31 protein-coding genes are annotated in these 26,330 nt (G+C 71.7%); 12 read left to right on the forward strand and 19 right to left on the reverse strand.

The features are described from left to right. Positions 1 to 183: 183 nt before the first annotated feature. Positions 184 to 345 (reverse strand): hypothetical protein, encoded by a 162-nt coding sequence (locus AB0K28_RS26080; RefSeq protein ID WP_345406113.1) that lies wholly within the window; start codon positions 343 to 345, stop codon positions 184 to 186. An 86-nt stretch (positions 346 to 431) separates the two neighbouring features. Here AB0K28_RS26080 and AB0K28_RS26085 point away from each other — a divergent pair, with 86 nt between their 5' ends. Further along, positions 432 to 686 carry a hypothetical protein gene (locus AB0K28_RS26085; protein ID WP_345406115.1) on the forward strand — a complete coding sequence of 85 codons (255 nt, stop codon included), beginning with the start codon at positions 432 to 434 and terminating at the stop codon, positions 684 to 686. Positions 687 to 990: 304 nt separating this feature from the next. Here AB0K28_RS26085 and AB0K28_RS26090 read toward each other — a convergent pair whose 3' ends face one another. Continuing rightward, positions 991 to 1,683 (reverse strand): restriction endonuclease, encoded by a 693-nt coding sequence (locus AB0K28_RS26090; protein WP_364374852.1) that lies wholly within the window; start codon positions 1,681 to 1,683, stop codon positions 991 to 993. 71 nt (positions 1,684 to 1,754) lie between these two features. Further along, positions 1,755 to 2,777 carry an LLM class flavin-dependent oxidoreductase gene (locus AB0K28_RS26095; RefSeq protein WP_345406124.1) on the reverse strand — a complete coding sequence of 341 codons (1,023 nt, stop codon included), beginning with the start codon at positions 2,775 to 2,777 and terminating at the stop codon, positions 1,755 to 1,757. Between the two features lie 82 nt (positions 2,778 to 2,859). Here AB0K28_RS26095 and AB0K28_RS26100 point away from each other — a divergent pair, with 82 nt between their 5' ends. Together AB0K28_RS26100 and AB0K28_RS26105 are read left to right on the forward strand one after the other, a co-directional pair. After that, positions 2,860 to 3,438, forward strand: coding sequence for a TetR/AcrR family transcriptional regulator (locus AB0K28_RS26100; RefSeq protein WP_364374855.1), 579 nt, complete (start codon positions 2,860 to 2,862; stop codon positions 3,436 to 3,438). 52 nt (positions 3,439 to 3,490) lie between these two features. Beyond that, positions 3,491 to 4,375, forward strand: a complete 885-nt coding sequence (locus AB0K28_RS26105) for an alpha/beta fold hydrolase (protein ID WP_364374858.1) — start codon at positions 3,491 to 3,493, stop codon at positions 4,373 to 4,375. A 2-nt stretch (positions 4,376 to 4,377) separates the two neighbouring features. Here the strand turns inward: AB0K28_RS26105 and AB0K28_RS26110 are convergent, their stop codons facing one another. Genes AB0K28_RS26110 through AB0K28_RS26120 form a run of 3 tightly spaced genes read right to left on the reverse strand, consistent with a single transcriptional unit; the run spans position 4,378 to position 7,347 of the window. After that, on the reverse strand, positions 4,378 to 5,166 hold the full coding sequence (locus tag AB0K28_RS26110) for an SDR family oxidoreductase (RefSeq protein WP_364374861.1): 789 nt from the start codon (positions 5,164 to 5,166) through the stop codon (positions 4,378 to 4,380). Between the two features lie 2 nt (positions 5,167 to 5,168). After that, complete coding sequence (locus tag AB0K28_RS26115) at positions 5,169 to 5,756, reverse strand: TetR/AcrR family transcriptional regulator (RefSeq protein ID WP_364374864.1); 588 nt, start codon at positions 5,754 to 5,756, stop codon at positions 5,169 to 5,171. A 10-nt stretch (positions 5,757 to 5,766) separates the two neighbouring features. Further along, on the reverse strand, positions 5,767 to 7,347 hold the full coding sequence (locus AB0K28_RS26120) for a serine hydrolase domain-containing protein (protein ID WP_364374867.1): 1,581 nt from the start codon (positions 7,345 to 7,347) through the stop codon (positions 5,767 to 5,769). 168 nt (positions 7,348 to 7,515) lie between these two features. Between AB0K28_RS26120 and AB0K28_RS26125 the strand changes: the two genes are divergently transcribed. Then, positions 7,516 to 8,634, forward strand: coding sequence for a MarR family transcriptional regulator (locus tag AB0K28_RS26125; RefSeq protein WP_364374870.1), 1,119 nt, complete (start codon positions 7,516 to 7,518; stop codon positions 8,632 to 8,634). On the opposite strand, the gene AB0K28_RS26130 is transcribed toward AB0K28_RS26125, so the two are convergent. The 3 genes from AB0K28_RS26130 to AB0K28_RS26140 are packed head-to-tail and all read right to left on the reverse strand — an operon-like array spanning position 8,582 to position 11,199. Next, a complete protein-coding gene (locus AB0K28_RS26130) occupies positions 8,582 to 9,055 on the reverse strand; it encodes a hypothetical protein (protein ID WP_345406143.1) in 474 nt (157 codons plus the stop codon). The genes AB0K28_RS26125 and AB0K28_RS26130 overlap by 53 nt on opposite strands. Beyond that, positions 9,052 to 10,527, reverse strand: a complete 1,476-nt coding sequence (locus AB0K28_RS26135; RefSeq protein ID WP_364374873.1) for a HAMP domain-containing sensor histidine kinase — start codon at positions 10,525 to 10,527, stop codon at positions 9,052 to 9,054. Before AB0K28_RS26135 ends, AB0K28_RS26130 begins: the two co-directional genes overlap by 4 nt. A 6-nt stretch (positions 10,528 to 10,533) precedes the next feature. Next, positions 10,534 to 11,199 (reverse strand): response regulator transcription factor, encoded by a 666-nt coding sequence (locus AB0K28_RS26140; RefSeq protein WP_364374876.1) that lies wholly within the window; start codon positions 11,197 to 11,199, stop codon positions 10,534 to 10,536. A 211-nt stretch (positions 11,200 to 11,410) separates the two neighbouring features. On the opposite strand from AB0K28_RS26140, the gene vanY-N reads away from it, so the two are divergent. Together vanY-N and AB0K28_RS26150 are read left to right on the forward strand one after the other, a co-directional pair. Then, positions 11,411 to 11,971 (forward strand): D,D-peptidase/D,D-carboxypeptidase VanY-N, encoded by a 561-nt coding sequence (gene vanY-N, locus AB0K28_RS26145; RefSeq protein ID WP_345406153.1) that lies wholly within the window; start codon positions 11,411 to 11,413, stop codon positions 11,969 to 11,971. A 10-nt stretch (positions 11,972 to 11,981) separates the two neighbouring features. Further along, positions 11,982 to 12,713: a VOC family protein gene (locus tag AB0K28_RS26150; protein ID WP_364374879.1), complete on the forward strand. Its 732-nt coding sequence runs from the start codon at positions 11,982 to 11,984 to the stop codon at positions 12,711 to 12,713. On the opposite strand, the gene AB0K28_RS26155 is transcribed toward AB0K28_RS26150, so the two are convergent. From AB0K28_RS26155 to AB0K28_RS26170, 4 genes are all read right to left on the reverse strand, one after another. Continuing rightward, positions 12,710 to 13,846, reverse strand: coding sequence for a DUF6596 domain-containing protein (locus AB0K28_RS26155; RefSeq protein ID WP_364375270.1), 1,137 nt, complete (start codon positions 13,844 to 13,846; stop codon positions 12,710 to 12,712). The two genes, AB0K28_RS26150 and AB0K28_RS26155, sit on opposite strands and share 4 nt — an antisense overlap. Before the next feature lie 7 nt (positions 13,847 to 13,853). Further along, positions 13,854 to 14,261, reverse strand: coding sequence for a YciI family protein (locus AB0K28_RS26160; protein WP_345406158.1), 408 nt, complete (start codon positions 14,259 to 14,261; stop codon positions 13,854 to 13,856). Positions 14,262 to 14,361: 100 nt separating this feature from the next. Further along, entirely contained in the window at positions 14,362 to 14,700 is a 339-nt protein-coding gene (locus AB0K28_RS26165; protein WP_364374882.1) for a hypothetical protein, read from the reverse strand. Positions 14,701 to 14,762: 62 nt separating this feature from the next. Beyond that, complete coding sequence (locus AB0K28_RS26170) at positions 14,763 to 15,938, reverse strand: serine/threonine-protein kinase (RefSeq protein ID WP_364374885.1); 1,176 nt, start codon at positions 15,936 to 15,938, stop codon at positions 14,763 to 14,765. 41 nt (positions 15,939 to 15,979) lie between these two features. Between AB0K28_RS26170 and AB0K28_RS26175 the strand changes: the two genes are divergently transcribed. Beyond that, positions 15,980 to 16,867: a serine/threonine-protein kinase gene (locus AB0K28_RS26175; protein ID WP_364374888.1), complete on the forward strand. Its 888-nt coding sequence runs from the start codon at positions 15,980 to 15,982 to the stop codon at positions 16,865 to 16,867. Positions 16,868 to 16,874: 7 nt separating this feature from the next. On the opposite strand, the gene AB0K28_RS26180 is transcribed toward AB0K28_RS26175, so the two are convergent. Genes AB0K28_RS26180 through AB0K28_RS26200 form a run of 5 tightly spaced genes read right to left on the reverse strand, consistent with a single transcriptional unit; the run spans position 16,875 to position 21,024 of the window. Continuing rightward, on the reverse strand, positions 16,875 to 17,990 hold the full coding sequence (locus AB0K28_RS26180; protein WP_364374891.1) for an FHA domain-containing protein: 1,116 nt from the start codon (positions 17,988 to 17,990) through the stop codon (positions 16,875 to 16,877). 49 nt (positions 17,991 to 18,039) lie between these two features. Further along, positions 18,040 to 18,639 carry a phosphotransferase gene (locus AB0K28_RS26185; RefSeq protein ID WP_364374894.1) on the reverse strand — a complete coding sequence of 200 codons (600 nt, stop codon included), beginning with the start codon at positions 18,637 to 18,639 and terminating at the stop codon, positions 18,040 to 18,042. 23 nt (positions 18,640 to 18,662) lie between these two features. Continuing rightward, positions 18,663 to 19,400 (reverse strand): ABC transporter permease, encoded by a 738-nt coding sequence (locus AB0K28_RS26190; protein WP_364374897.1) that lies wholly within the window; start codon positions 19,398 to 19,400, stop codon positions 18,663 to 18,665. A gap of 5 nt (positions 19,401 to 19,405) precedes the next feature. Then, positions 19,406 to 20,128 carry an ABC transporter permease gene (locus AB0K28_RS26195; protein WP_364374900.1) on the reverse strand — a complete coding sequence of 241 codons (723 nt, stop codon included), beginning with the start codon at positions 20,126 to 20,128 and terminating at the stop codon, positions 19,406 to 19,408. Continuing rightward, a complete protein-coding gene (locus tag AB0K28_RS26200; protein WP_364374903.1) occupies positions 20,125 to 21,024 on the reverse strand; it encodes an ABC transporter ATP-binding protein in 900 nt (299 codons plus the stop codon). Before AB0K28_RS26200 ends, AB0K28_RS26195 begins: the two co-directional genes overlap by 4 nt. A gap of 134 nt (positions 21,025 to 21,158) precedes the next feature. Between AB0K28_RS26200 and AB0K28_RS26205 the strand changes: the two genes are divergently transcribed. The 3 genes from AB0K28_RS26205 to AB0K28_RS26215 all read left to right on the forward strand — a co-directional run bounded on the left by AB0K28_RS26205 (position 21,159) and on the right by AB0K28_RS26215 (position 23,290). Continuing rightward, positions 21,159 to 22,349: a histidine kinase gene (locus AB0K28_RS26205; RefSeq protein ID WP_364374906.1), complete on the forward strand. Its 1,191-nt coding sequence runs from the start codon at positions 21,159 to 21,161 to the stop codon at positions 22,347 to 22,349. Positions 22,350 to 22,377: 28 nt separating this feature from the next. Further along, positions 22,378 to 23,040: a response regulator transcription factor gene (locus AB0K28_RS26210; RefSeq protein ID WP_364374909.1), complete on the forward strand. Its 663-nt coding sequence runs from the start codon at positions 22,378 to 22,380 to the stop codon at positions 23,038 to 23,040. A gap of 70 nt (positions 23,041 to 23,110) precedes the next feature. Beyond that, positions 23,111 to 23,290, forward strand: a complete 180-nt coding sequence (locus tag AB0K28_RS26215) for a hypothetical protein (protein ID WP_364374912.1) — start codon at positions 23,111 to 23,113, stop codon at positions 23,288 to 23,290. On the opposite strand, the gene AB0K28_RS26220 is transcribed toward AB0K28_RS26215, so the two are convergent. Next, positions 23,263 to 24,129 carry a helix-turn-helix transcriptional regulator gene (locus tag AB0K28_RS26220; RefSeq protein ID WP_364374915.1) on the reverse strand — a complete coding sequence of 289 codons (867 nt, stop codon included), beginning with the start codon at positions 24,127 to 24,129 and terminating at the stop codon, positions 23,263 to 23,265. The two genes, AB0K28_RS26215 and AB0K28_RS26220, sit on opposite strands and share 28 nt — an antisense overlap. Before the next feature lie 230 nt (positions 24,130 to 24,359). Here AB0K28_RS26220 and AB0K28_RS26225 point away from each other — a divergent pair, with 230 nt between their 5' ends. Further along, positions 24,360 to 25,703, forward strand: a complete 1,344-nt coding sequence (locus tag AB0K28_RS26225) for an MFS transporter (RefSeq protein WP_364374918.1) — start codon at positions 24,360 to 24,362, stop codon at positions 25,701 to 25,703. A gap of 65 nt (positions 25,704 to 25,768) precedes the next feature. Further along, positions 25,769 to 26,236 carry a F0F1 ATP synthase subunit B gene (locus AB0K28_RS26230; RefSeq protein WP_364374921.1) on the forward strand — a complete coding sequence of 156 codons (468 nt, stop codon included), beginning with the start codon at positions 25,769 to 25,771 and terminating at the stop codon, positions 26,234 to 26,236. Positions 26,237 to 26,330 lie beyond the last annotated feature (94 nt).

A 26,330-nucleotide genomic window follows, 5' to 3' on the forward strand; every position in this document is an offset into this window, starting at 1 on the left:
GCGTGGCCGGCGTGACCACGTGGTCGCTCTCGGCCATGGACGGCTGCCGGTGGCCTGGCGGGGACGTCGACGTGATGCCGGCGCACGCCGCCTCCCCTCGTGAACGCACAGCCACCCGATGGCGAGAACATGATCCTATGCGGTCGAGCAGGAGAAACTCGATCCCTCAGCGGCGGCTCCTGCTCACCACGACAGGGCGCCGGCGTCCTCCATGAACGTGCCGGCGAAGTGGCGGCCGGTGACGCCGCTGTCGCTGCTCACGTCCAGCGGCACGCCGAACGCGTCCGTCATGCCGACGATCCTGCCGAGCGCCCGCTCGGCGTCGCCCTCACCGCCGTCGGTCATCAGGTGCTGCCGCGTGAGGGACGTACCGCGTTCGACCCCGTCACCGCCGCACCCGCCGCGCCGCCGCAGGGCCGGGGGAGCGGCTGGTGCCGGTCGCCAAGGCCGGCACCTCCAGCGACGTGCTGAGCCGGCTTCTCGACGCGCACGCGGCGGAACCCGGCGCGGCCGAGGCCGAGGTGGTGCTGTGCGGCATCGGCGAGCAGCCCCGCCACCTGCGCGACGACCCTGCCGACGTGGCGCTCATGCACCGGCCCTACGCGTCGCCGCACGCCTCCAGGAGGCCGGATAGGCCGCCCACGGGAGTCCGTGAAAGCGAGGGGGCTGCCGACTATACCCACTGACACAGCCCACCTCGTCGAGAGGCGATCGATGACCAGGCCCCCCACGTGACGGCCCCCGTCAGCTGGACGACTCCACCGAGCTGCTGCTCAAGTACGGGTCGTTCCGCGGGCTGGGGCCGGGCACTCCCTTGGCGCAGCTCGTCGTCCACTCGGCGGGCTGGACCGACGAACAGCCCCACCACGACTGACCGTCCAACGACCGACCGCCCCCAGGCTGACCGCCCCAGGCCTGACGCCCCCAGGCTGACCGCCTCACGACCGACGGCCCGCAGCCCGCCACGCCGCAGCCCTCGCGCGCGTCCGTTCACCCCGCAGGGGTCTCGTCGCCGGTCGGTTGCAGGCCCTTGGCCGGGCGGGTGCCGGGCAGCAACGGGGCCTTGCCCAGGAGCCAGTCGGCCAGGTGGTCGCGTTCGACGAGGATCAGGGGCTCGCGCGCGCCTAACGCCTCCTGCCTGGCCTGGCGGGTGAGGGTGCTGGTGGTGACCAGGACGCCTTTGTGGCCGGCGAAGGTGTTGGCCAGCGCGCCCAGGAAGTTGCGCACGTCGGGCGCGCCGACCGTCTTGGCGTACCGCTTGCACTGGACGGCGATCCGGCCGTGTCCGGGGGCGACGGCGGTGATGTCGACCCCGCCGTCGCCGGCGCCGCCGCGCTCGCGGACCTGGCGGAACCCGTCGGCGATCATCCGCTCGGCGACGAGGTGCTCGAACGCGCGCCCCGTCATGCGATCGACGCGCTCAAGCTCGGCGTTGGCGGCCAGGAAGCGCCGCCGTTCCGCCTCGATCATCCGGTGCCGCAGCACCAGCCCGCCGACGAACAGCACCGCCAGCAGGCCCCCGATCGCGACGGCCCACCCGGGATGCTCCCGGGCGAACCACACGACCGCGACGCCCACCGCGCCGGCCGCCGCGATCGACCCCTGCCGCCGCCCCGCGCCCCGCTTCCTTCGCTTGGAGCCCCTCGCCATGACGCCTCCCCGCATCAGCACCAGCACCAGCACAAGGCGATTGTGCGCGGCGGGACCGACAGAAAGCAGGGCTCACTCGCCGCGGGCCGGGCTCGTCTTCGCCCTCAGCGCCAGCCGAGCGCCGGGGCGACGTGGGTCAGCAGGGAGGACAGCAGGTGGGCGTTGTAGTCGACGCCGAGCTGGCTGGGCACGGTCAGCAGGAGCGTGTCGGCGGCGGCGATCGCCTCGTCGCCGGCCAGCTCCTTGACCAGCACGTCGGGCTCGGCGGCGTACGTGCGCCCGAAGATGGCCCTGGTGGTGGCGTCGATGAAGCCGACCTGGTCGGAGCTGGTGCGCTCGTGCCCGAAGTACGCGCGGTCGGTGTCGTTCACGATCGGCATGATCGACCGGCTCACCGACACGCGCGGCTCGCCCTCGTGCCCTGCCTCCTTCCACGCCTCACGGTAGGCCTGGATCTGCTCGGCCTGCTGGACGTGGAACGGCTTGCCGTTCTCGTCGTCCTTGAGCGTGGAGCTCATGAGGTGCATGCCGAGCCCGGCGGCCCAGCGCGCGGTGGCGTTCGAGCTGGAGCCCCACCAGATGCGCCGCCGCAGCCCCTCGGAGTGCGGTTCGAGGCGCAGCAGGCCGGGCGGGTTGGGGAACATCGGCCGCGGGTTCGGCTCGGCGAACCCCTCTCCCTCCAGCACCTTCAGGAAGACCTCGGCGTGCTTGCGGGCCATGTCCGCCTCGGTCTCGCCCTCGGCCGGGGCGTAGCCGAAGTAGCGCCAGCCGTCGATGACCTGCTCGGGTGATCCGCGGCTGATGCCGAGCTGCAGTCGCCCGCCCGCGATCAGGTCGGCGGCGCCCGCGTCTTCCGCCATGTAGAGCGGGTTCTCGTAGCGCATGTCGATGACGCCCGTGCCGATCTCGATCCGGCTGGTCCGCGCGCCGACGGCGGCCAGCAGCGGGAACGGGCTGGCGAGCTGCTGGGCGAAGTGATGCACCCGGAAGTAGGCGCCGTCGGCACCGAGCTCCTCGGCGGCCACCGCCAGCTCGATGGACTGCAGCAGGGTGTCGGACGCGCTGCGCGCCTTCGAATACGGCGACTCCGACCAATGCCCGAAGCTCAGAAAGCCGATCTTCTTCATGCAGGCTTCAACCTTCCCCTGGTCAAAGACATTCCTGTTAGCATATTTGAACGATCGATCCAGATAGGCTACGGTGGATCCCATGGCAAGGACCAGGGGGTTCGACACCGACGCGGTGGTGGCCCGGGCGATGGACCTGTTCTGGACGCGGGGATACGAGGCCACCTCCATCCGCGACCTGACCCGGCACCTCGGGCTGGGGCAGGGCTCGATCTACGCCGCCTTCGGCGACAAGGACGGCCTCTACCGGGCCGCGCTTGAGCACTATCGCATCACGTACGCGACCGCCGCGCTGCGCACGCTCGAACGCGAGTCCGACGTCCGCGCGGCCGTCCGCGCGCTGCTGACCGAGCGGGTCCGCGTCGCCGTCGAGGGCGGCGGCCGGGGCTGCCTGCTCATCAACGCCGCGACCGAGCGCCTGCCGCACGACCAGCCGACCGGGCGCATCGTCCGCGACGTGCTGGCCGCCAACCAGGAGGCGCTGGCCACCCTGTTGCGGGCGGCGGCGGAGCGCGGCGAGCTGGCGTCGCGGCACGACCCAGAAACTCTCGCGGCTTTCCTGGTGACGTTCCTCAACGGGCTGCTGGTCGGCTCGAAGGTGACCCCCGACGCCCGTGCCCTTGAGCCACTCGTGGAGGTCGCCCTGGGCGTCCTCGAGTGAGTTTTTTCTGCCCTGAATCTGTAACATACGATCCAGAAAGGCTTCATCGACGATGATGTACGACCACCGCGGCGACCCCGTCCGTACGGGCCGCGCCCCCGCCAACGGCACGAGCCTGCACTACCGCACCGCGGGATCAGGCCCCGCCGTGGTGCTCCTGCACGGCGTGCCCAAGACGGGTTACCACTGGCGTCACCTCGTCCCGAAGCTGACGCCCCACCACACCGTCGTCGTCCCCGACCTGCGCGGGCTCGGCGACTCCGCCCGCCCCGCCGGCGGCTACGACTCCGCCACCATGAGCGACGACATCGCCGCCCTCATGGCCCACCTCGGCCACGACGCCTACGCGGTGATCGGCGAGGACTGGGGAGCGGTGATCGGCTACCAGCTCGCCGCCCGGCACCGCGACCAGGTCACCTCCCTGGTCTTCGCCGAGGCGCTGTTCCCCGGGTACGGCTTCGAGGACCACACGGCGCTCACCCCCGAGAACGTCGCCAGTGGCCTGCACCTGTGGCACCTCGGCTTCTACTTCCAGCCCGACGTGCCCGAGATGCTGATCGCCGGGCACGAGCGCGAGCTGATCACGTACATGATCAAGAACGAGCGCAGTCGGCCCGACAGCGCCACCCCCGACGCCATCGAGGAGTACGTGCGCTGCTACTCCATGCCCGGCGGCATCCGCGCGATGCTCGCGATCTACCGGGCCATGCTCGTGGACGCCGAGCAGAACCGGCAGGCGGCGCGGCGCAGGCTCGACATCCCGGTGCTGGCGCTCGGCGGCTCCGCCTTCATCGGCGAGCGGAACGAGACCCAGCTGCGAATGTTCGCCGACGACGTCACCGGACACGTCTTCGACGCCGGGCACGACCTCGCCGAGGAGGTCCCCGACGAGATGGCCGAGGTGGTGCTGCCCTTCCTGGCCCCGGCGGGGCGGTGACGTCAGCTCCAGTGACGGTCCCCGAGCAGCGTCGCCTCGGCGCCGCCGTCGGCGAAGACGATCTGGCCGGTGACGAACCTGTTGGCCGGCCCGGCGAGCCAGCAGATCAGCTCGGCGACCCACTCGGGCCGCCCGGGGAAGCCGCCGTAGGGCTGCGGCGCCACGGCCTGCACGGCGCGGCGCACCTCGTCGTTCTCCGTGATGTACGCGGCGGCGGGCGTGTCCACGACGCCCGGCGCGACGGCGTTGAGCGCGATGCCGCACCCCGCCCACGCGGGTGCGGGCGCGGCCCTGCGCACCCAGCCGTTCAGCGCCCGCTTGGCGATGCCGTAGGCGCCGGACGGGCCGCCCATGTCCGGCTCGGCACGCAGCAGGGCGAGCGCGGCGTCCTCGTCCCCGTCGAGGCACGCCTTCATGATGCGCCCGTCCGCGGGCTCCAGTGAGGACGTGGACGACACCGCCACGGCCCTGGGCGCCGCGCTGCGCGCCAGCAGCGGGCGCAGCCCTTCGAGCGTCGCGACGGCGCCGAAGAAGTTCGTCTCCAGCAGCCCCGTCTTACCGCCGCCCGCCACGGCGAGCACGGCGTCGATCGGCCCGCGCGCGCTCACCTGCTCGACCAGCGACCGCCGCCCCTCGGGGGTGGACAGGTCGGCGCGGACGCCGGCGCCGTCGAGGTCGCAGCCGATCACGGTGGCGCCGCGCTCGCGCAGCAGGGCCGCGGTCGCTGCGCCGATGCCCGACGCCGACCCGGTGACGACGTACGTCCGCCCGGCATGCTCTGTGGTGGTCATCGTCAGGCCCTTCCGTTCTGCCGGGTGCTGCGGTCGAAGTGCTCCACCAGTTCGTTCGCGCAGAGGCCGGGGTCCACGCCGTCGGCGATGAGCGGCGCCACGCCGTCAATCGAGGCCCGCAGCGCCGCCGCCATGATCCGTGTGTCGAACGGGCGGAAGGCGCCGGTCTGCTGTCCCATGTCGAGCAGGCGGGCCAGCCGCTCCTGGGAGTGGACGTCGTGGCGCTCGTAGTCGCTCAGGCCGCCGTTGAGCAGGATCTGCCGCAGTGCCTCCACCTCCTGGGGGTGGTCGGCGATGAACCGCACGTTCGCCCTGATGACGGCGGCGAGCAGCTCGCGGGCGCCGGTCACGCCGTCCAGCGCGGCCAGCATGTAGCGCTCGCTGTCGGCCACGATCTGGTCGGCCACGGCCGCGAGCAGCTCGTCCTTGCCGGAGAAGTGGTAGGTGATCAGCCGCTTGCTGCTGAGCCCGGCCTCGGTGCGGATCGCCTCGAAGGTGGTCGCCCGGTAGCCGCGCCCGGCCAGCAGGGTGATGGCGGTGCGGGTGATCTGCTCCTTGCGCGCCGCTGTCGCCGCCCGGTGCTTATCCATGCGGATAAAGTTATCCCTCCGGATAACGTGCGTCAAACAGCCGGCAGCCCCACGGCGTTGGCGGCGTCCGCCTCGAAGTACTCCGTGGTGGCGTAGGGGCCGACGTGCCGCTCGACGAAGCTCCTGACGCCGTGCCGGCGACCGCTACCGTCCACGCGGCGCCGCGCGGGAGCTGCCCGTACGCCGACTTCAGTGCGTCCCAGAACCGGTCGGCGTCGCTGACCGTGGAGACCGCCACGACGTGCACGCCCGCGCCCTTGTCCGGCGCGCGCGGGAAGACCCGGCAGTCCGCGTGCAGGTACTGCGGGACGCCGTCGCGGACGTCGAACAGGGCGATGGTCCAGGGGTCTTCGACCGGGTCGATGACCAGGAACTGCGTGTCGTCGACGGGGAGCAGCTCGCAGATGCGCTGCTCGGGCTCGGCGGTGAGCGCCGGGTGCACCGTGTACGTCAGGCGCGGCCGCCCGTCCTCCGCCGAGAGGGTGTAGCGGGTGCCGGGGCGCTCGTAGACGCCTTCGTACCGTGACGGGCTTTCCGTCGTCGGACGGGGCAGCTCCGGGATGGCGGGGCCGCCCAGCTCGGGGAGGATGGCGTCGCACACCTCCCTGAAGAACGCCTCCCGCGGACCGGCGTTGGTCAGCAGCACCAGGGCGAGGCCCGCGTCCGGGATCATGCGCAGCCGGGCGCTGTGGCCGACGGTGCTGCCGTCGTGTCCGTAGACCGTCCGGCCGTGCCAGTCGCTCACCATGAGGCCGAGCGCCCATTCTGGCCCGAAGCCGTACGCGTCGGGCACGGGGACACGTGACTCCAGCATCGTCGTGATGGCCTGCTCCGACAGGACGCGGGTGCCGTCCGGCGCCCTGCCGCCGTCGAGCAGGACGTGCGCCATCGTCAGCACGTCCCTGGCGGTCGAGCTGATGCCGCCGCCGGGGCCGAACGCGCGCGGCAGCCGGGGCACGGGCGAGATCACGGGGCCGTCGGGGCCGACCAGGTGGCCCGTCGAGGCGCGGTCCGGGTCGGCCGGCCCGGTGCTGGTGCCGGTCAGGCCCAGGGGGGCGAAGAGGCGGCGCCGCATGACGGCGTCCCACCGCTCGCCGTCGATGACCTCCATGACGCGGGCGAGGATCGCGTACCCGAGGGCCGCGCTGTAGCCGTGGGTGTGGCCCAGGGGGAAGACCTGGGGGGCTCCGGCGATGTTCGCGACCATGCGCTCGTAGACGTCGTCGTCCTCGCCCGGGTCGCCGTACGCCTCCTCGATGCCGTTCGTGTGGTTGAGGAGGTGGCGAGGGGTGAGACCTTCGCTGACCTCCGGGTCGGCGACCCGGAAGGCGGGCAGATGAGTGCGTACCGGCTCGTCCAGGTCGGCCTTGCCTTCGTCGACGAGCTGCATGAAGGCGAGGGCGGTCCAGGTCTTCGTCATGGAACCGCACTGGTAGACGGTGTCGGGCCGCGCCGGCTCGCGGGTCACCGCGTTCCTTACGCCGGCCGCGAGGTCGGTGATCTGCCCGTCCTGCCAGACGCCGATCGCGGCGCTCGGGATCCGGTAGTCGGCGAGGAGCTCTTCTATCCTCGCCCGCACGCTGTTCCACATGGAGCCTCTCCTTTCGAGATGGAGAAAGGCTACGTTGCATTTGCTCATCAATGAAATCAGATAGGCCGTTTTCTGGGAATCGTTGCAGTAGTACTGCTGGTGAATGCAATCGCACCGTTGCCTTCGTTGCAATGTAGGGTGAGTGAACGCAAGGGAGGAGGAGCCTCGATGGCCGGAGGCAGGCTGACCCACGAAGACCGCAGGAACATCGCCGCCTGGCTGGCCGGCGGTCTCGAATACGCCGAGATGGGGCGGCGGCTCGGCAGGGCGACCTCCACCGTCACCCGCGAGGTGGCCCGCAACGGCGGCCCGTCCGGCTACGACCCTGATCGCGCCCAGCAGGACACCGAGCGGCGCATCCGGCGGCCAGGAAAACGTTCCGTCGCCGCGCCCGACGTGCGGCAGAGCGAGGCGGCGCGGCACTTCGCCGACGAGTTCGGCGTCCTGCTGGCCGGCACCGGTCTGCCCCGGATGGCCTCCCGGGTGTTCGTCAGCCTGCTCCTCACCGACTCCGGCAGCCTGACCTCCGCCGACCTCGTCCGCCGGTTACGGGTCAGCCCGGCCTCGGTGTCCAAGGCGATCGGCTACCTCGAAGCGGTCGAGCTGGTCGAACGCGGTAAGGACCCGGGCGGGCGCCGCGAGCGTTACCGGGTGGACGACGACGTCTGGCACCGCGTCTGGCGCGCCGACACCGGCGCCCACGCCCGCGTCGCCGAGGCCGCACAACGCGGAATGCACCTGCTCGGCCCCGAAACCCCACCCGGCACCAGGCTCCGCGCCATGGGTCGGTTCTTCGCCCGGATCAGCCACCACATGGACGGCGACGACCAGCAGCACCATGACGGCGGTCACGGCGGCGGTCACGGCGGCGGTCACGGCGGCGGCCACGGCGCTGACCACGGCGCTGACCACGGCGCTGACCACGGCGCTGACCACGGCGCTGACCACGGCGCTGACCACGGGGGCCGCCCCGGTCGCGGTTTCGGCGGCGCCGCGGTGAGCGACGCGATGACGGTGATCGCGGCCCTTGTGCATGCTGCTCGGCCGCTCACCGTCGACGCCCTCGCGGAGGCGCTGGGCTGGCCTGCTCAGCGGGCCGCCGATGCACTGGACGTGGCCGGGCGGCGTCCTGACCTCTCCTGGCCGCTCGTCCTGAAGCGGCCGGGGTGTGGGACGTATGCCGTCGAGGCGGCGCCTGACCGGCTCAGCGCCGCTCAGCGTGCGGCGCTCGCGGTCACCTCGGGCAGGTCCGGGGGTCCACGGCCGGTTCGGCGTCCGCGACCGTGATCTCGCCGTCGCCGCCCGGCAGCAGGGCGGCGACCGTGCACACGATCTGACCGACGGCCAGCTCCGACAGCTCGCCGGACGAGCCCAACCTGGTCACCACCAGGCGGCCGCCCGGCTCGGAGACGACCGTGAACGGGGCCGCGTCCAGCGGGATGTCCGTGGTGTAGCCCTGCGCCTGCTCCTTCGCCGTCGGGCCGTCGGCGAGCACCGCCAGGACGTCCGCCGGATGCCACCGGCCCCGGGAACGGGTCACCGCCTGCAGCTGGTCGTCCTTCACCAGGTAGAGCCTGGTCGCCCTGGCCGGCGCGACGGCGCCGCTCGGCGGCGGGCCCACGGGGATCACGTCACTCGGCCGCACCCCACATCCCGCGACGGCGACCAGCACCAGCGCCGTCGCCAGTCTCCTCAGTGTCCTGGTCACTCGGCACCGCCATCCTGTTCGGCAGGGGTGCGGGGAAGATGGAGGGTGAAGCGGGCGCCGCCGTCCTGGGCGTTCACGACGGTCAGGTCGCCCTGGTGGAGGCGGGCGTTCTCGCGGGCGATCGCCAGGCCCAGGCCGCTGCCCTCGGATCTGGCGCGGGCCGCGCTGGCCTTGTAGAAGCGGTCGAAGACGTGGGGGAGCACCCCCATGTCCAGGCCGGGGCCGTGGTCGCGGACGTCGAGGGTGACGGACGAGGGATCGGCGGACAGGCGTACCGACACCGGGGGTTCGCCGTGGCGCAGGGCGTTGCCGACCAGGTTCGCGAGGATGACGTCCACGCGGCGGGGGTCCAGGCGGGCCGTCACCCCGGCGGGCAGGTCGGTCTGCACGGACTCGGTCCAGCCGCGCGTCCGCAGCGTGGCGTGGACCAGTTCGGCCACGTCCACGTCGTTCAGCGCGAGAGCCGCGACGCCTGAGTCGAAGCGGCTGATCTCGATGAGGTCGTTCACCAACCCGGTCAGGTTGAGCGTCTCCTGGCTGACCAGCCGCGCGGCCCGCCCGGCGGGCTCGGGCAGCCCGGCCGCCTCCTCGTCCAGCACGTCGGCGACCGCCGTCAGCGCGGCCAGCGGCGTCCGCAGCTCGTGGGAGACGTCGGCCACGAACCTGCGGGCGTCGGCCTCCATCGCGCGCAGCTGCTCGACGTGCCGTTCCAGCTCGGCGGCGGTGTCGTTGAACGTACGGGCCACGTCGGCCAGCTCGTCGGAGCCGCGTACCGCGATCCTCGTCCGCAGCTCGCCCTGGCCCAGCAGCCGCGCCGCCCACCCCAGCTCGCGCACCGGGCGCAGCACGCCACGGGTGGCCACCATGCCGAGCACGACCGCGAACACCAGCGCCGCCGCGCCGGTGAGCCACGCCCACAGGGCGAGCCCGTCGATGCTGCGCTGCTCGGGCAGCAGGCTGTGCGCGGTGTAGACCTCGATGCCGGAGTTGCGGGTCGTCCCGTCCGGCTCGGCGATCAGCAGCGGCGCGCCGATGATCAGCAGAGGCCGGCCCCGCCAGGTCACCCGCTGCCACGCCATCGTGCCGGCGGCGACCGTACGCCGCAGCTCGGCAGGAATGTCCGCCTCATCCAGGTCCGGTTTCGGCGGCGGCCCGCCGGACCGCCATCGTCCCGGCGGGGGGACAGGGCGGCCCGGCGAGCGCTGCCCGCGGAAGAAGGCGACCGCCGAGGAGTTGGTGTCGTGCAGGCCGGCGGCGATCCTCGCGAGGTCGTCCTGGCCGGGCGTGTCGGTGACCAGCGGGAACAGCGTCGCCAGCCGGTCGCGCATCGCGTCCACGGCGGCGTCCTGGGCCCGCTGCAGGATCTCGTTGCGCGCCTTGACGTAGCCGATGCCGGCCACCGCCGCCGCCGTCACCACACACAGCAGCACGAACGCCGACAGCAGCCGGGCACGCAACCCCAAGGACGCCACCGCCATCTACACGGGCCCGAACCGGTAGCCGAACCCGCGGACGGTCTGCACGTACACCGGCGCCGCCGAGTCGTCCTCGATCTTGGCGCGCAACCGCTGCACGCACGCGTCCACCAGCCGCGAGTCGCCGAAGTAACCGTGCTCCCACACCGACTCGAGCAGCTGCTGGCGGCTGTGCACGCGTCCTGGCGTGCCGGACAGCTCCAGCAGCATGCGCAGCTCGGTCGGAGCGAGGCTGACCGGTTCGCCGCGCTTGGTCACCACCAGCCCCGCGCGGTCGATGGTCAGGTCGCGGTAGCGCTCGAGCTCCGCCTGCTCGCGGCCGACGCGCCGCAGCACCGCCCGCATGCGCGCCTCCAGCACCCGCGGCTGCACCGGCTTGACCACGTAGTCGTCGGCGCCCGCCTCCAGCCCGGCCACCACGTCGAAGTCGTCGCCCCGCGCGGTCAGCATGATGATCGGCAGGTCGCCGGCCGCCCTGATGCGGCGGCACACCTCGAACCCGTCGATGCCGGGCAGCATCAGGTCGAGCACGACGACGTCCGGAGGATCCGCACGTAGCCGCTCCAGCCCCTGCTCGCCGGACTCCACCGCGCGCACCCGGTGGCCGTGCCGGCTCAGAGCCAGCTCAAGGCCCTCCCGCACGGCGGGATCATCCTCGATCAGCAACACGCGCGATCCGCCGCCCTGTCTCAAAGGCACACTCCGTCATCCCACCTGCCGGTCAACCCCTCCACTATCGACCGGTCGTGTGCCCGCACGGTCCGCGTCATGTCATGGTCGTGTCACGATCCGGCCGGCGCTGACCAGCCGACACGGGCGTCGTCGAACCATGACATATGACGGACGGCGCGCGCACATTCGCCGCCCATGGTAAGTCGCCATGGACGAACCACACACCCTCCCACCTCGGCTCCGAGACCGGCTGTACGCGGTGGCCACGCTGGTGCTCGCCGTTCTCCTGCTCCCCGTGGCCTTCGCCCGCCGCCCCGGCCGCGCCCGCGAGCTGGCCTGCGGCTGGGCGCTGGGCCTGCGCTTTCCCGCCGAGAACCTGGCCGGGCTCACCGGCGGCGCCAGAGCGGCGTTCAGCGCGGCCCGCACCGAGGCGCTCTGGCGGCACGGCCAGCTCATCGGCCTCACCTCGGGCTACCGCGACCCCGCCGCCCAGCAGCGGCTGTTCGACGAGGAGGTACGCCGCTCCGGCTCCCCGGCCTCGGCGCGCATGCTGGTGCTGCCGCCGGCGGAGTCGTGCCACGTCCAGGGCGTCGCGCTGGACATCAGGCCGCGCGAGGGCGCGCGCTGGCTGGAGGAGCACGGCGCCCGCCACGACCTCTACCGCATGTACGACAACGAGTGGTGGCACTTCGAGCACCACCCCGAGTTCGGCGGCCACCCGCCGCGCCGCCGCCCGCACCCCGGCGATCATTCCGAGACGTCCCGATAGGGTGGGCCGCATGTCGTTGCAACTCGTTCAGGTGAACCTCAAGGCCATGGACGACGCGGCGCTGGGCCGTTTCTGGGCGGAGGCGCTCGGCTGGGGCATGGACAGCGAGGCGCCCGGCGTGACGAACCTCGAGCCCGTCGGCTTCTCCTGGCCCGACCCGTCGGCCGTGTGCATCGACCTCGTCGCCGTCCCCGACCCCGCGACGGTGCGCTACCGCGTCCACCTCGACCTCGCCACCACCTCCGACGCCCACCACGCCGAGCTGGTCGCCCGCCTGAAGGAGCTCGGCGCGACCCCCGCCGACGTCGGGCAGGGCGACGTGCCGTGGACGGTGCTGGCCGACCCCGAGGGCAACGTCTTCTGCGTCCTGGAGCCCCGCGAGATCTACCGCGACACCGGGCCGATCGCCGCGGTGGTCGTCGACTGCGAGGACCCGCGGGCCATGGTCGGCTTCTGGGGCGAGGCGATCGACTGGACCGTGCACGAGCTGACCGACGTCTACGCCAGGCTGCGCTCGTCCAAGGGGGTCGGGCCGTACCTCGAGTTCATCCGCACGTACGGCGAGCCCGCGGCGTGGCACCGCTTCCACCTCGACCTGGCGCCGTACCGGCGCGAGGACAAGGCGGCGGAGGTGGCCCGGCTGCAGGCCCTCGGCGCGACGCTCGCCGACGTGGGGCAGGGCGAGGTGACGTGGACGGTGATGGCCGACCCGATGGGCAACGAGTTCTGCGTCCTCGGTTAGGCGGAGCGCAGCCGGGCCGCCCGCCTGATCAGGTGGTCGCGCTCCGCGAGGCTCGGCGCCGACCTGGCGGCCTCGGCGTAGAGCCGGGCCGCGGTCGCCGGGTCACCGTCGCGTTCGTGCAGGTACGCCGCCACGGCGGTGTAGCGGGGCAGAGCCGGGTCGAGCTCGGCCAGGGCGGCCAGCCCGGCGCGCGGCCCGTCCGCCTCCCCGACCGCGACGGCCCTGTTGAGCCGGGCCACCGGGCTGCCGGTGAGGCGGACGAGCTCGTCGTACCACTCGACGATCTGCACCCAGTCGGTCTCCTCGGCCTTCTGCGCGTCGGCGTGCAGCGCCGCGATCGCCGCCTGCGCCTGGAACTCGCCCAGCCGGTCGCGGGCGAGCGCCGCCTGCAGCACCTCGACGCCCTCGGCGATCATGCGGGTGTCCCACAGCCTCCTGTCCTGCTCGGCGAGCGGGACGAGGCCCCCGCCGCTGTCCGTCCTGGCCGCGCGCCGCGCGTGGTGCAGCAGCATCAGCGCGAGCAGGCCCGCCACCTCCTCGTGGCCGATCATCGCGGCCAGCTGCCTGGTGAGGCGGATCGCCTCCTCGGCGAGGTCCACGTCGCCCGAGTAGCCTTCGTTGAAGACCAGGTAGAGCACGCGCAGCACGGTGGCGACGTCACCCGGCCGGTCGAAGCGGACGTTCGCGACGGTCCGCTTGGCCCTGCTGATGCGCTGCGCCATCGTCGCCTCGGGCACCAGGTACGCCTGTGCGATCTGCCGCGTGCTCAGCCCGCCGACCGCGCGCAGCGTGAGCGCCACGGCGGACGACGGCGTCAGCGACGGATGCGCGCACAGGAAGTACAGCCGCAGCGTGTCGTCCAGCGCCGTGCCCGGGCCGGGCGGCGGCTCGACCTCCACGCGCGCCTCGCGGTTCCTGCGCGAGGTGTCGGCGCGGGCGGCGTCGAGGAACTTGCGCCAGGCCACCGTGACCAGCCACCCCTGCGGGTCGCGCGGCGCGCCGTCCGGCCAGGCGTGTACGGCCTCGACCAGGGCTTCCTGCACGGCGTCCTCGGCCGCCGCGAAATCCGCTCCGCGACGGACGAGGATGCCGATCACGATGGGGGTGAGGGTGCGCAGCAGGGCCTCGTCCACCATGCGATCACTCCGTGATGGTCTCGGGCTCGGTGAGGAACGGCCGCACCTCAAGCCACTCGTGGATCGGCTCGCCACCCGCGCCCGGCGCCGCCGACAGCTCGGCGGCCAGCTCGAGCGCCCGCTCCTGGCTGTCGACGTCGATCACCATCCAGCCGGCGATCAGGTCCTTCGTCTCGGCGAACGGGCCGTCGGTGACCGGCGGCCGCCCCTCGCCGTCGTAGCGGACGAACGTGCCCTCGGGGGAGAGCGCCTGGGCGTCGACGAACTCGCCGGTGCTCTCCAGCCGGGCGGCGAAGTCACGCATGTACTGGATGTGGGCCGTGACCTCCTCCGGCGTCCACTTGTCCATCGGCACGTCGTTGACCGCCGCCGGAGCGCCTCGGTAGTGCTTGAGCAGCAGGTATTTGGCCATCGTGGTCTCCTTCGTCCGTCCGCGTCGTCGCGGTGTTCACAGCGGGGACGGAGCCGCCGCCGCGTTCTCGACATCCCGCCGCGAACTTTTTCGAGGGTGCTCAGTGCGGCAGGTCCTCGCGGACGAGGGCGCGGGCGAGCGGCTCTCCCGTCGCCCGCGCGTACGCCTGCCGGGCGCGTACCTCGGAGAGGGTGCGCGGCCGGTAGCCGGGCCCGGTGCAGCAGCTCCTGTGGAAGCGGACGCCCGCGTGCAGCAGCACCGACAGCACCCGCCACCCCTCGGTGTCCCGCCTGGCGGGGGCCGCGAACGCCGACCCCGCATGAATCAGCTCGCCGCCGCATCCCGGGCAGCTGCGCGGCTCGCTCCCCCGGGGCGGGTAGGGCTGCTTGTACGAGGCGCGGCACGGCAAGCAGACGAACGACGTCTTCCCATGGCTCATGCGCCCACCCTAGGCCCCGCCGACGGCCTTGATCGCCCCAACTGCCGCAGCCCGGGCCCCGGTCAGGTCGGGAGGGACATCAGCAGGTGCTCGGCGGTCGGCCTCATCCGCGGGTCCTGATCGAAGCAGGCGGTCATCAGGGCGCCGAGCGGCTCGGGAATGTCGTGCAGGCCGGGCCGGTGATGCAGGATCGCCTGGTAGATCTGCACATCGGTCGAGCCACCGAAGGCCAGACGGCCGGTGGCCGCGAAGTACATCGACGACGCCCAGCTGAAGACGTCCGACGGGAAACTGATCTGACCGCCGGACACCTGCTCAGGCGACATGTACGGCGGCGTCCCCTTGAGCCCGCCGGACGTGATCGTGATGTGGTCCAGGGCCTTGGCGATGCCGAAGTCGATGACCCGCGGACCGTCAGGACCGAGCAGCACGTTGGCGGGCTTGAAGTCGCGATGGACGACCCCGGCGGCGTGGATGGCCTTGAGCGCCGCCGACGTCGCGATGGCGAGCCGGATCAGCCCGCCGCCGTCGAGCGGGCCGTCGTCGCGTACGCGTTGCTGCAGCGACCGGCCGGGCACGTACTCGCTGACGATGAACGCGGTGTCGCCCTCGATGCCCATGTCGAGAATGGGGGCCGTGGAGAACGGCGGGACCCGCCGGGCGGCGTCCACTTCCCGCATGAACAACAGCCGCTCCCTGTCACCTCCGTGGAACCGCTCCGCCTTCACGGCGACCTGCCGGCCGTCCGGCGCCCTGCCGAGGTAGACGACGCCCTGGCCGCCCTGGCTGATCTTCTCCAGCAGCGTGTACGACCCGACCCTGCCGAGGCCGACAGACGATCGGGTACGCGTGGCGGTCGCCCACGGATCGCTCGCTGGAGCAGAACCGGTGGTCTCCGGGCTCTTCACCTTGGGAAGGAAAACCTCCTTGCGCAGGAAGAACGCATGGACGGTCCCGCCGACGCACATTCCGAGCACCCAGAGCCACATGGCGATCGTGTCGCGCAGCCGATCCTCCGGAGGCGGGTTCACTCCAGGCGCGAGGATCATGACGAGGATGAAATAGCCGAGATAACCACTCGCGGCCAGCCACAGTTTCTGCCGCGCCAATCGTGCGGCCGCCGAGCCGATGACAAAGATCGTGCCGATGCCGAAACTGAGCAACGGCACAAGAGCCCACGCAATGCTGAGCGCCTGCCGGAGAGGGGTCAGCGTGTTCGGGGTAAGCTGCGACGACACATTAAGGATGATACGGAGACGTCAGCGGGTGAGCGCCCCGGATGCTGGTCATCGACAATCGGTATGAACTCGATCCCGAATCGTGCCGCGAAGGTGGCATGGGGGAAGTGTGGACCGGCTATGACAAGCGCTTGGATCGTTCGGTAGCTGTGAAAATCATTCGCGTTGACCGGCTTTCCGAGGGACAACCGAAACGCGAGCTCATTCGCCGCTTCGTACGAGAGGCAAGGGCGACGGCACGACTGGAGCATCCCGGCGTTCCAGCGGTATACGACTGCGGCACATGGGGCGAAGACCTTTATATGGTGTTGCAACTCGTCAACGGTCGTTCGCTTGACGAGATCATGCACGCGGCGGGCGCGGTGCCCGCGCCTTGGGCCGTGGCGATCGCCGCACAGGTGTGCTCGGTGCTCGCCGTCGCGCACGACCATCAACTGGTGCACCGCGACATCACGCCCGCCAATCTCATGCTCTGCCGTGACGGCTCGGTCAAAGTTCTGGATTTCGGCGTCGCCGCCTTGTTGACGCCCTCGGCCACCCAACTCACCGAAACCGGAATCGTGCTGGGCACGCCTCGCTACATGGCTCCTGAACAGGCGAGGTCGGGCACGACCAGCCCGCAGAGCGACCTCTATTCGCTGGGAGTCGTCCTGCGGGAGATGCTGACCGGGCCGGCAGGGGCCGCCGGCCCGACCGAGCCCGCCACCCATGACGACTCCCTCCTGGCCGGCTCCGTGCAAGGGCTGCTCACCACGCTGCTCACCAAGCTGCTCGCGACCTCACCGGCCGAGCGGCCGCCCTCCGCGACGGCCGTCCACGAGATCCTGGCCGGGCTCTGCGGCGACCTGCCGCCGTTCCCCGGCTACGTGGACACCGGCAGCCCGCATCCGCTGCGGATGTATGCGGCCGCCCTCGGCCGCCTGACCTGAACAGGCGTCAACCCCCGTTCGTGGTGGACGTGGCGAAGCCTCCGCCGTCGTCCAGATCGGGAGCGAGCGGGCTGCCCGAGAAGAACCGCTGACCCGACTGGCGCACCACGACCCCGCCGGCGAGCACGAGCTCGTCCTTGTCGCCGACGAAGACCTGCTCACCGTGAGCCAGACGCCGTTCGGCGGGCGATCCGAAACGTTTGACCGCCGTACCGTTCTTCGACCCGAGATCGACCGCCGTGACCCGCGCCCCCTTCGCCGACGCGGTGACCTGGAGCTGCACATGCTGCCTGCTCACGCGCCCGGCGGCACGCGAGAAAGGCAGGCCGCTCGCGGCGAGGTTGATCCCGTACGGCAGGCTTCCGCGGCCGATGACGATCGCGCCATTCTCCCCCATGGGAAAGCGGAGGAGCTCCTGCCCGGTGTCACGATCCGCGATCACGATCACCACGGTCAGACCGCGCGATCCGAGCTCTTCCAGCGGCTGCGCGCAGGACGGGCACAACACCGCGCCTCCGGGGCCGAGCTTCGGCCAGGACAGCAGCCGGTCGGGTGACGACATCGCTTCCAGACAGGAGAGCGTCGTACAGCGCCATTCCGAGCGCAGAACACGCTTATGCGAGGATCTGCGGACATCTATCTTGAATTGGTAGCCGAGTTCCTTGGCCTCCTCGCGGCGCGACATCTCCTGCTGCGGAACTGCGCGAATGCCGCTCGGTACGAGGCGCAAGCCGTCACTTTCCTGAGTCCAGGTGAGAAACCGCTCAGGCGCGGTCACGATCCAAGGGTGCGCACGGCGGTGATCGATGAACTGGTCGGCGCTGATGACGTGGAGCCCTTTGTCCTGAGCGAGCGCGAGAATGTCCGGGTCGGCGTAGGAAACCAGGTTGAGGTCACCCGAATCGACCAGCTGAAGGCATCGATCAGCGTCCTGCTGCGAAAGCTGGTGCAGAAGTGAGAGGTCACCGATCAAAGTGAGAGGTGCGGTATCCCCATGCAGGCGCTGCCACGCTTGCCGGACCAGATCCAGTCTCGACAGCAGCGGTTCTTGCCGGCCGAGAGGATCGATGCGCGGCGACCAGCAGACGTTCGACACATCGACGGCAGCGCCCACAACCTTCATTTCGAGGACACCTCACGTCTTTGGGGGTGTTATTTCGGCTTGCCGCCCCCTATTTTTCCGGTGTCACGGGCTGTGCGAGGGCTTTTTCCAACCATTGCGTCGCGGATTCGACGTAGCGCTCGATCACGTCGGGCGGCTCTCCGGCGGCGAGCGCGGCGGCGACCTGCTCGATGCCGAACGTCGCCGCCCAGGCGCGGGCCCTGCGGTAGGTGGCGGCGTCGACGGCCTGCCGCAACGTGTCCCAGCCGTGCCAGGCCAGGCAGGCGGCGTCGATCGCCGGGTCGAAGGGCTGGGCGAGGTCCCAGTCGAGGACGCCGATGAGCTCGCCGCCGGCACTCCAGTGCATGTTGCCCGCCGCCAGGTCTCCGTGCACCAGCGACGGCGGCACGTCGTCGAGGCCGAGAGCGGCGTCCACCCTGCGCCGTGCCTCCGTGCGGAGGCGGGCCGGCAGGCGGGGGACGACCTCCTCGGTGAGGAGTTCCGCCCAGCGGTCCCGGTCCGCGTACGCGTGCGGCTCGTCGAGCACGTCCGCGAGGCGCGTCACGTCCACGGACGCCAGCGCCTCCAGGACGTGCCTGAGCTTCGCCGGGTCGCCGCTGCCCTTGGTCAGGGAGGGCGGGTCGGGGAGGGCGGGGTCGGGGCAGGTCATCGGGCAAGGTTAGCGGCGTACCTTCACCGCGGTTTGAGCGCGAGGAAGGTGACGGCGGCCAGCGCGGCGGCGAGCGCCAGGGCCGGGAGCAGGAGCGGGGCCGCGTCGGCGAACGTGACGCCGCCCGAGCCGGCGACCGCGTTGGAGCCGAGGTTGATGGTCCGCGTGTTGAGGCCCTGCGGCAGCACATGGCTCAGCGGGCGGAGCGTGACCGAGGTGACGGTCGCCACCCCCGCGACGCAGCCGAACAGGCAGATCGCCACCGGTGCGGCGAACGATCTCAGCAGCATCGACAGCAGCGACTGGAGCGCGATCAGCGGGAGCGCGGCGACCACCGTCAGCGCCCCCGCCAGGACGAAGTCCACGGGCATGACGCCGTCGAGGCCCACCACGAAGGCGCCGGAGACGAAGATCCCGGCCACCAGCACGACCTGCATGAACGCCACCGGCACCGCGATCACCGCGATCTTGGCCAGGACCAGCTCCAGCGGGCGGCGGGTGGCGGTGAGGAGCAGGTTCCAGTTCGTGCCGCGGTGTTCCACGCGCCAGGCGGTGGCGGCCAGCACACCGACGCCCATGGAGAAGAACAGCAGGCCGTAGAACAGGGTGATCTGGGACGCCAAGGTCGTCCAGTCCCGCTGGAACACCTCCTCGTTGTTGCGGAAGTTGATGGTGCCGGTGGTCACGGCCAGCAGCGGCAGGATGAGCGCGATGAGCCAGCTGCTCGAACGCTTGAGCTTGCGCAGTTCCGCACGGAGCACGAGGGTCACCTTTCGACGCGGTCGAGGCCGCGCGTGGCCAGGGCGAAGACGAGGGCGACGAGGATCAGGAAGGTGGCGATCCAGGCGTACGGGGGAGGGGCGTAGACGACGTCGCCGCCGCGCTGGGTGGCGTACGAGATGACCGCGTAATAGCCCCACGGGACGAACCGGGCGAACGGGCCGGGCGCCAGCAGGCTGAACACGGCGAGGAAGGCGCCGAGCAGGCCCACGCCGACGCTGACGAGCTGGTTCTCCACGACGGCGGCGAGCCAGACGTGCAGCGCCACGAACGCGAGGTCCACGAGGAACAGCAGGACCGTGTACCCGAGCCACGGACCGAGGTCGAGCGGCCCCCGGATGCCCGCGACCAGCCCTGCCCCGACCACCAGCAGCGACTGCGCGGCGACGGCGGGGAACAGCACCAGTCCGAGCGCGGCGAGCTTGGCCCGGCACAACGCGCCGGGGGAGTGGCCCGCGGTGGCGGCGAGCGTCCAGCCCACGCCCGCGTGTTCGATGTCGGTCAGCCGGCTGGCCAGCACCGCGGCGAGGAGCGGCGAGGTCATCGCGGCCATGAACGTGTAGCTGAGCAGGAGTGACGCCCACGGCATGGCCGCGGGGTCGCCGGAGAACAGTGAGGCGCTCGACAGCGCGACCACGGCGATCACGAGGACGATCAGGGTCGGCGCCGTACGCAGCCGGCGCATCTTACGGAACTCGAGGCGGATCACAGCAGGCCGTCCCGCCCGGTGAGGTCCATGAACACGTCCTCCAGGCTCTGCGCGACGCGCCTGACCTCGTGGATGCGCACGCCGGCTGTGGCCAGGCGGTGGACGATCTCCGCCGTACGGTCCTTGCCGACCCCGCTCAACCTGATGCCCCCGTCGACGAGCGTGCCGGTCACCCCCTCGGCCAGCGCCTTCCGCGCGTCGGGGGTCTCGATGACCAGGTCGGGTACGGAGTGCTCGAAGAGCCGGTCGCGGGTGCCTTGGAAGATCATCCGGCCCTGGCTCAGGATTGCCAGCACCGAGGCCATCTTGTCGATCTCGTCGAGCAGGTGGCTGGAGACCATCACCGTGATGCCCTCGCCCGCGAGCCTGACCAGCAGCGTCCTGATCTCCTCGATGCCGGCCGGGTCGAGGCCGTTGGTGGGCTCGTCCAGGATCAGCAGGGCCGGGTCGCGGGCCAGCGCCATGGCGATGCCGAGGCGCTGCTTCATCCCGAGCGAGTAGGTGCGGACGAGTTTGTGCTGGTGCTGGGTCAGCCGGACAGTGGCCAGCGCATGGTCGATCTGTTCGGTGGACAGGCCGAGCATGTCCTGGACGATGCGCAGGTTCTCCCGGCCTGACAGGTGCGCGTAGCCGGGCGGCGCCTCGATCATCGAGCCGATCGACGGCAGCAGCTTCGTGCGGGAGGCCCTGGTCAGCGGCCGGCCGAACAGGCGGATGTCGCCGCTGGTCGGCTGGGTCAGGCCGAGCAGCATCTTCATGGTGGTGGACTTGCCGGAGCCGTTGGGGCCCAGGAAGCCGTACACGACACCCTGGGGGACGCGCAGATTGAGCCCGTCCACCGCCACGTGTCCTTTGAAGGTCTTCGTCAGGTTCTCGGTGTGGATGATCGTGTTCACGGGCGGCTCACTAGGTTGATCATGGTGTCCACCTTTCCGGGGGTGTGGCCGGGGCGGATCATGCCGTGGCCTGAAATATCGGTTCATACCGTGGCATGAACCGGGTTGTGGCCTGCGTCGATACGGTGGGCACCGTGAGTGCCACCATCACCGCGTCCCGGCCGGGCAGGACGCAAGCCCGGCGTCCCTGGGCGGCCGACGGCGTCGTGGCCGCGGCGGCGGGGGTGGCCGGCGTGCTCGGCAGCCCGACGGTCTCGTTCGCCACCCCGACACAGACGGCCTACACGCTGCTGGTCATCGGCGGGTGCGCGGCGCTGCTGCTCCGCCGCCGGGCGCCGCGGCTCTGCCTCGGGCTCCTCGTCCTGCTGCTGGCCGTGCACCTGCCGCTGGTCCAGATGGGCCCGTACGCGGGCGTCGTCTGCCTCATCGGCGCCTGCACCACGCAGACGCGGCTCGACGCGGGCTGGCGATGGGGGTTCCTCGCCCTGTTCTACGCGGTGGCCACGGGCGGCATCGTCACCGCGCTGTCGGCGGCCGATGGTGCGGTGCAGCCCGTTCCGCTGGTGGCGGCGTACGCCCTGCTCACGGTCGCGGCGCTGATCGGGGCGACACGACGGAACGCCGCCGAGCGGTACCGCCTGGCCGTCGAGCGGGCCGACATCCTCGAGACCCGGCACGAGATCGAACGGCGGCTCGCGGCGCTGGAGGAGCGCAGCAGGATCGCGCGCGAGATGCACGACATTCTCGGACACTCGCTGAACGCCGTGGCCGTCCTGTCCGAGGGCGCCCGCCACGCCGTACGGTCCGATCCTGAGCGCGCCGACGCGGCCTTGGCCGACATCGGCAGGCTCAGCCGGTCCGCCGTGGACGAGGTACGCGACCTCATCGACGTGCTGCGTACCGAGGACGATCACGCGGACCGCGCGCCTGCGCCCTCGCTCGCGGACCTGCCCGAGCTGGTGAGCGGGTTCCGTTCCACCGGGACCGTCATCAGGACGCGGGTGGACGGCGACCCCGGCTCGCTGCCCGGGCATCTCGGGCGCACGGCGTACCGGATCGTCCAGGAGGCGATCACGAACGCCGTCAAGCACGCGCCCGGGGCGGCCATCACGATCCGCGTCACCATCGGCGACGCCGACGTGGACCTCCTCGTCACCAACGCCCGCCCGGCCGCTCCAAGGAGGGCCGGCGACGGACAAGGGCATGGGCTCATCGGCATCCGCGAGCGCGTCCGCGCCGCTGGCGGCACCGTGGAAGCCGGCCCCGACCCCGCCACCGGCGGCTGGCGACTTCACGCCCGCCTGCTGAGGAGGCGGCCATGCTGACCAGCGCTAGCCTGCTGAGGAGACGGCCATGCTGACCATCGGGCTGGCCGACGACGAGGCGCTGTTCACCATGGGGCTGTCGATGATCATCGACGCGCAGCCCGGCATGCGGGTCCTCTGGCAGGCGATCGACGGCGCCGACGCCATCAGACGCCACGACGCCCAGCGGCCTGACGTGCTGCTGCTCGACATCCAGATGCCCGGCACCGACGGACTCGCCGTCACCGAGCGACTCGTCAAGGCCGGCACCACCACGAAGATCATCATCCTGACGACGTTCGAAGCCGACGCCTACGTCCTCACCGCGGTAGAGTCGGGCGCCGCCGGGTTCCTGCTCAAGAACACCCCGCCCGACCAGCTCATCGCCGCGATCCACACCGCGCACCGCGGCGACGCGGTCATCTCGCCCGGCCCCACCCGCCGCCTCTTCGCCGCCTTCCGCGACCCGGCGCCCGCACGCGACGATGCGGCCCGGCACGATCGTCAGGCGGCGGAACAGCTGACCGCGCGCGAGCGCGACGTTCTGACCCTGATCGCCGCCGGACTCACCAACAGGGAGATCTGCGACCGGCTCAGCCTGTCGATGCCGACCGTCAAGACCCACGTCGGCAACCTGATCGCCAAGACCGGCGCCCGCGACCGCGTCCAGCTCGTGCTGTTCGCCCTGAGAACGGGGCTCGCCACGGTCTAGCGCCGGGAACCCCTGCCCGTCCATGACGGCCTCGAACAGCGCCTCCTGGGTGGGGAAGTGCCGGTAGACCGTGCCTGCGCCGGTACGAAGGTGTCCGGGCGACTCCTACCTCGACTACCCCAACCCGCTCGGCGCCACGGTCGTCGCCACCGGCGAGCCGTTCGCGTCGGCGTACATCATGGTGATCACCGTCCGCGACGGGCTCATCGTGCGCTCGCGGGACTACGGCATCCCGGTGGCCGCGGCCTGACGTGCACGGGGAGCGGCGGCGAGGTCGGCGAGGAGGCTCAATGCCGCCGCGTCGGGTGAGCCGGGGACGGCGGTGAAGACCGCCAGGCGCTGGCCCTCGTCCTGCGGCAGCTCCATCACCTCGTTGCCGAGTGTCATCGAGCCCACCAGCGGATGCCGGAACGTACGCGCCGGCGGATCGCACCGGTGAACGGGGTGAGCCGCCCACAGCGCGGCGAACTCCGCGCTCTTGACGGTCAGCTCGCCGATCAGCTCGGCCAGCTCGGGATCGTCGGGGTAGCGGGCGGCGGTCATGCGCAGCTCGGCGACGGTGTCGCGGGCCTTGGCGCGCCAGTCGGCGTACAGCTCGCGGGTGTGCGGATCGAGGAAGACCAGGCGCGCGACGTTGGGACGGTCGGGCGCCTGGTAGGGCAGGTGGCCGGCCAGCAGGGCGTGCGCGGTGCGGTTCCAGGCCAGGACGTCGGTGCGGCGGCCGATGACCAGGGCGGGCACGTCCCCGAACGCGTCGATCATCAGCCGGACGTTCGGGCGCAGCCGCTCGGGACGCGGGCGGCGGCGCCGCCGCGGCCGGTGGCGGGCCAGGTGGTGCAGGTGGGCGCGTTCGGTCTCGTCGAGCCGCAGGACGCGGGCGATCGCGTCGAGCACGGCGTCGGAGGCGTTGGGGCTCAGGCCCTGCTCCAGGCGGGCGTAGTAGCCGGCGCTGACGCCCGCGAGCTGGGCCAGCTCCTCGCGCCGCAGCCCGGGGACGCGCCGCCGGCCGCCGTAGTCGGGCAGGCCGACGTCCTCGGGACGCAGCCTGGCCCGCCTGGCCCGCAGGAATTCGCCGAGTTCCGTTCCCATGCCTCCAGGATGCCGCCTGCCGCCGCGCGCCGCCTGCACCTGGCAGGTGTACGCACGGCAGGGACTGGGTCGCGGACCGCCTCCAGGCCCAGGCTGGGCGGGTCCCCGTATCACCCGCTGGAGGCGAACCCATGGCAGTGACCGGACGTTTCTCCCGGCTCGACTGGCTGATCCTGAGCACCTTGTGCGGTGCCACGTTCATGACAGGTCTGGATTTTTCGGTAGTTACCGTGGCCCTTCCGGAAATCGGGCGCGATTTGCGCTTTGGGAGCGCCGGCTCGCTGCAATGGGTGGCCACCGCCTGCCTGCTGCCGACGGCGAGCCTGCTGCCCTTCTTCGGCCGCGTCGCCGACCTGGCCGGACGCCGCAGGCTGTTCATCACAGGGGTAGCCCTGTTCACCGGCTGCTCGCTGCTCGCGGGCCTGGCGACCGGCCCCGCCATGCTGATCGCGGCCCGCGTCGGCCAGGGCACGTCGGCGGCCATGATCGCGCCGACCGCCATCGCGCTCATGACCACCCTGTTCCCCGAGGGCCCGCAGCGGGCGAAGGCGCTCGGCGTCAACGGAGCGGTGCTGTCGCTGGGCTTCGTGCTCGGCACGCTCGGCGGCGGCGTGATCACCAGCGGCCTGAGCTGGCGCTGGACCATGGTGATCCTGGTCGTCATCGGCACACTGGTGCTGGCAGGCGCGCTCACCCTGCTGTCCGGCACGCCCGACCCGCGCGTCCCCGCCCACCTCGACGTGCCGGGCGCGGTGCTGGCGAGCATCGGCCTGTTCGCCCTGGTGTACGGCGTCACCACGCCCGCCGGCTGGGCCGTCGGCCTGGCGGTGGTGTGCCTCAGCGCGTTCCTCGTCGTGGAGCGGCGGCACCCCGCACCCCTGATCCCGCTGCCGCTGCTGAACCGGCCGACCGTGAAATGGAGCATGCTGGCCGGGCTCATCACGCTCGGCATGTGCGGCGGCACGACGGTCCTGCTCAGCTTGTACATGCAGGACGTGCTGGGCTACTCGCCCCTCGCCACCGGTACGGGCTTCCTCGCCGAGGGCCTCACCGCGCTCGTCGCCGGCCTGCTCGCGGCCCGGCTGATCGGCGCGTACGGCAAGGTCCGGATCCTGGCGGCCGGCCTGGCCGTCCAGGGGCTCGGCACCGCCGCGATGGTCCTGCTCCCGGCGAGCGGCGGCCTGGGCCTGCTTCTGGTGACGTCCGGCGCCATGGGCTTCGGGCACGTGCTGGCCGTGGTCGCGTTCATCTCGACCATGACCTCGGGCCTGCCGGACGGCGAGCAGGGCGTCGCGGCCGGCCTGTCACAACTCCCGCAGTTCCTGGGCGCCATCGGCACGGCCGGCCTGGCGGCGATCGCCGAACGCGTCCGGCGAGGCGCTGTCGGCGATACCCACGCTGGGCGGCCTGCACGCGGCGATGCTCACGGCAGGGCTCGTCTGCATCGCCGGCGCCGTCCTCGCGATGTTGCTCCTGCACCCGAACCCGGCGACTGTCGAGCGCTCCCACGCCACCTTCTGAATGGTAATTTCGGTTCTCAGGTGTGCGTCGGCAATTCGCTGCGTGAGCTCTGACAGCCACGCCGACGAAAGGTCCCTTCGTGAACCCTCTCTGGCCGGACAACTTACACGAGCCCGTTGTGGCCCTCGTCACGTTCCTCGTCATTCTGTTCGTCGTCGGAAAACTGCTGGTTCCGCGCTTGCAGAAGACGCTGGCCGAGCGGGCGGACGCGATCGGCGGTGGAATCAGGAGGGCGGAGGAGATCCAGGCCGAGGTCCGGAATCTGCAGCGGCAACACCACGAGCAGATGGAGGAGGCCCGGCGCGAAGCGGCGCGGCTGCGGGAGGAGGCCCGCGAGCAGGGCGCGCAGATCAGGGCCGAGCTCCGCGCGCAGGCCCAGGCCGAGGCCCGCCACCTCATAGAAGCGGCACACGCCCAGATAGCGGCCGACAGACAGGCGGCATTCACCGACCTCCGCACGGACCTCGGCCGCCTGTCGACCGACCTGGCAGGCCGCATCATCGGGGAGTCATTAGAGGAGGCCGTGCGGCGTACCGGCGTGGTGGAGCGATTCCTGGACGAGCTGGAGAATCGCTCGGTCTCGTGAGGACGGTCACCGAGAAACCAGGCCTGACCAGCCAGTACGCCAGCACCGGCCCGGCCGCCCCCGCGCCGGAGATGAGCACGCGCACGAGGAACCA

The organism is Nonomuraea sp. NPDC049504 (assembly GCF_040676845.1).
GTDB lineage: Bacteria > Actinomycetota > Actinomycetes > Streptosporangiales > Streptosporangiaceae > Nonomuraea > Nonomuraea salmonea.

Bases quoted from the DNA above. Each gene is read 5' to 3' on its own strand.
- AB0K28_RS26080 (WP_345406113.1), bottom strand. From the start codon at position 345: ATGACCGACGGCGGTGAGGGCGACGCCGAGCGGGCGCTCGGCAGGATC.
- AB0K28_RS26095 (WP_345406124.1), bottom strand. From the start codon at position 2,777: ATGAAGAAGATCGGCTTTCTGAGCTTCGGGCATTGGTCGGAGTCGCCG.
- AB0K28_RS26100 (WP_364374855.1), top strand. From the start codon at position 2,860: ATGGCAAGGACCAGGGGGTTCGACACCGACGCGGTGGTGGCCCGGGCG.
- AB0K28_RS26105 (WP_364374858.1), top strand. From the start codon at position 3,491: ATGATGTACGACCACCGCGGCGACCCCGTCCGTACGGGCCGCGCCCCC.
- AB0K28_RS26110 (WP_364374861.1), bottom strand. From the start codon at position 5,166: ATGACCACCACAGAGCATGCCGGGCGGACGTACGTCGTCACCGGGTCG.
- AB0K28_RS26115 (WP_364374864.1), bottom strand. From the start codon at position 5,756: ATGGATAAGCACCGGGCGGCGACAGCGGCGCGCAAGGAGCAGATCACC.
- AB0K28_RS26120 (WP_364374867.1), bottom strand. From the start codon at position 7,347: ATGTGGAACAGCGTGCGGGCGAGGATAGAAGAGCTCCTCGCCGACTAC.
- AB0K28_RS26125 (WP_364374870.1), top strand. From the start codon at position 7,516: ATGGCCGGAGGCAGGCTGACCCACGAAGACCGCAGGAACATCGCCGCC.
- vanY-N (WP_345406153.1), top strand. From the start codon at position 11,411: ATGGACGAACCACACACCCTCCCACCTCGGCTCCGAGACCGGCTGTAC.
- AB0K28_RS26150 (WP_364374879.1), top strand. From the start codon at position 11,982: ATGTCGTTGCAACTCGTTCAGGTGAACCTCAAGGCCATGGACGACGCG.
- AB0K28_RS26160 (WP_345406158.1), bottom strand. From the start codon at position 14,261: ATGGCCAAATACCTGCTGCTCAAGCACTACCGAGGCGCTCCGGCGGCG.
- AB0K28_RS26165 (WP_364374882.1), bottom strand. From the start codon at position 14,700: ATGAGCCATGGGAAGACGTCGTTCGTCTGCTTGCCGTGCCGCGCCTCG.
- AB0K28_RS26175 (WP_364374888.1), top strand. From the start codon at position 15,980: ATGCTGGTCATCGACAATCGGTATGAACTCGATCCCGAATCGTGCCGC.
- AB0K28_RS26180 (WP_364374891.1), bottom strand. From the start codon at position 17,990: ATGAAGGTTGTGGGCGCTGCCGTCGATGTGTCGAACGTCTGCTGGTCG.
- AB0K28_RS26185 (WP_364374894.1), bottom strand. From the start codon at position 18,639: ATGACCTGCCCCGACCCCGCCCTCCCCGACCCGCCCTCCCTGACCAAG.
- AB0K28_RS26210 (WP_364374909.1), top strand. From the start codon at position 22,378: ATGCTGACCATCGGGCTGGCCGACGACGAGGCGCTGTTCACCATGGGG.
- AB0K28_RS26220 (WP_364374915.1), bottom strand. From the start codon at position 24,129: ATGGGAACGGAACTCGGCGAATTCCTGCGGGCCAGGCGGGCCAGGCTG.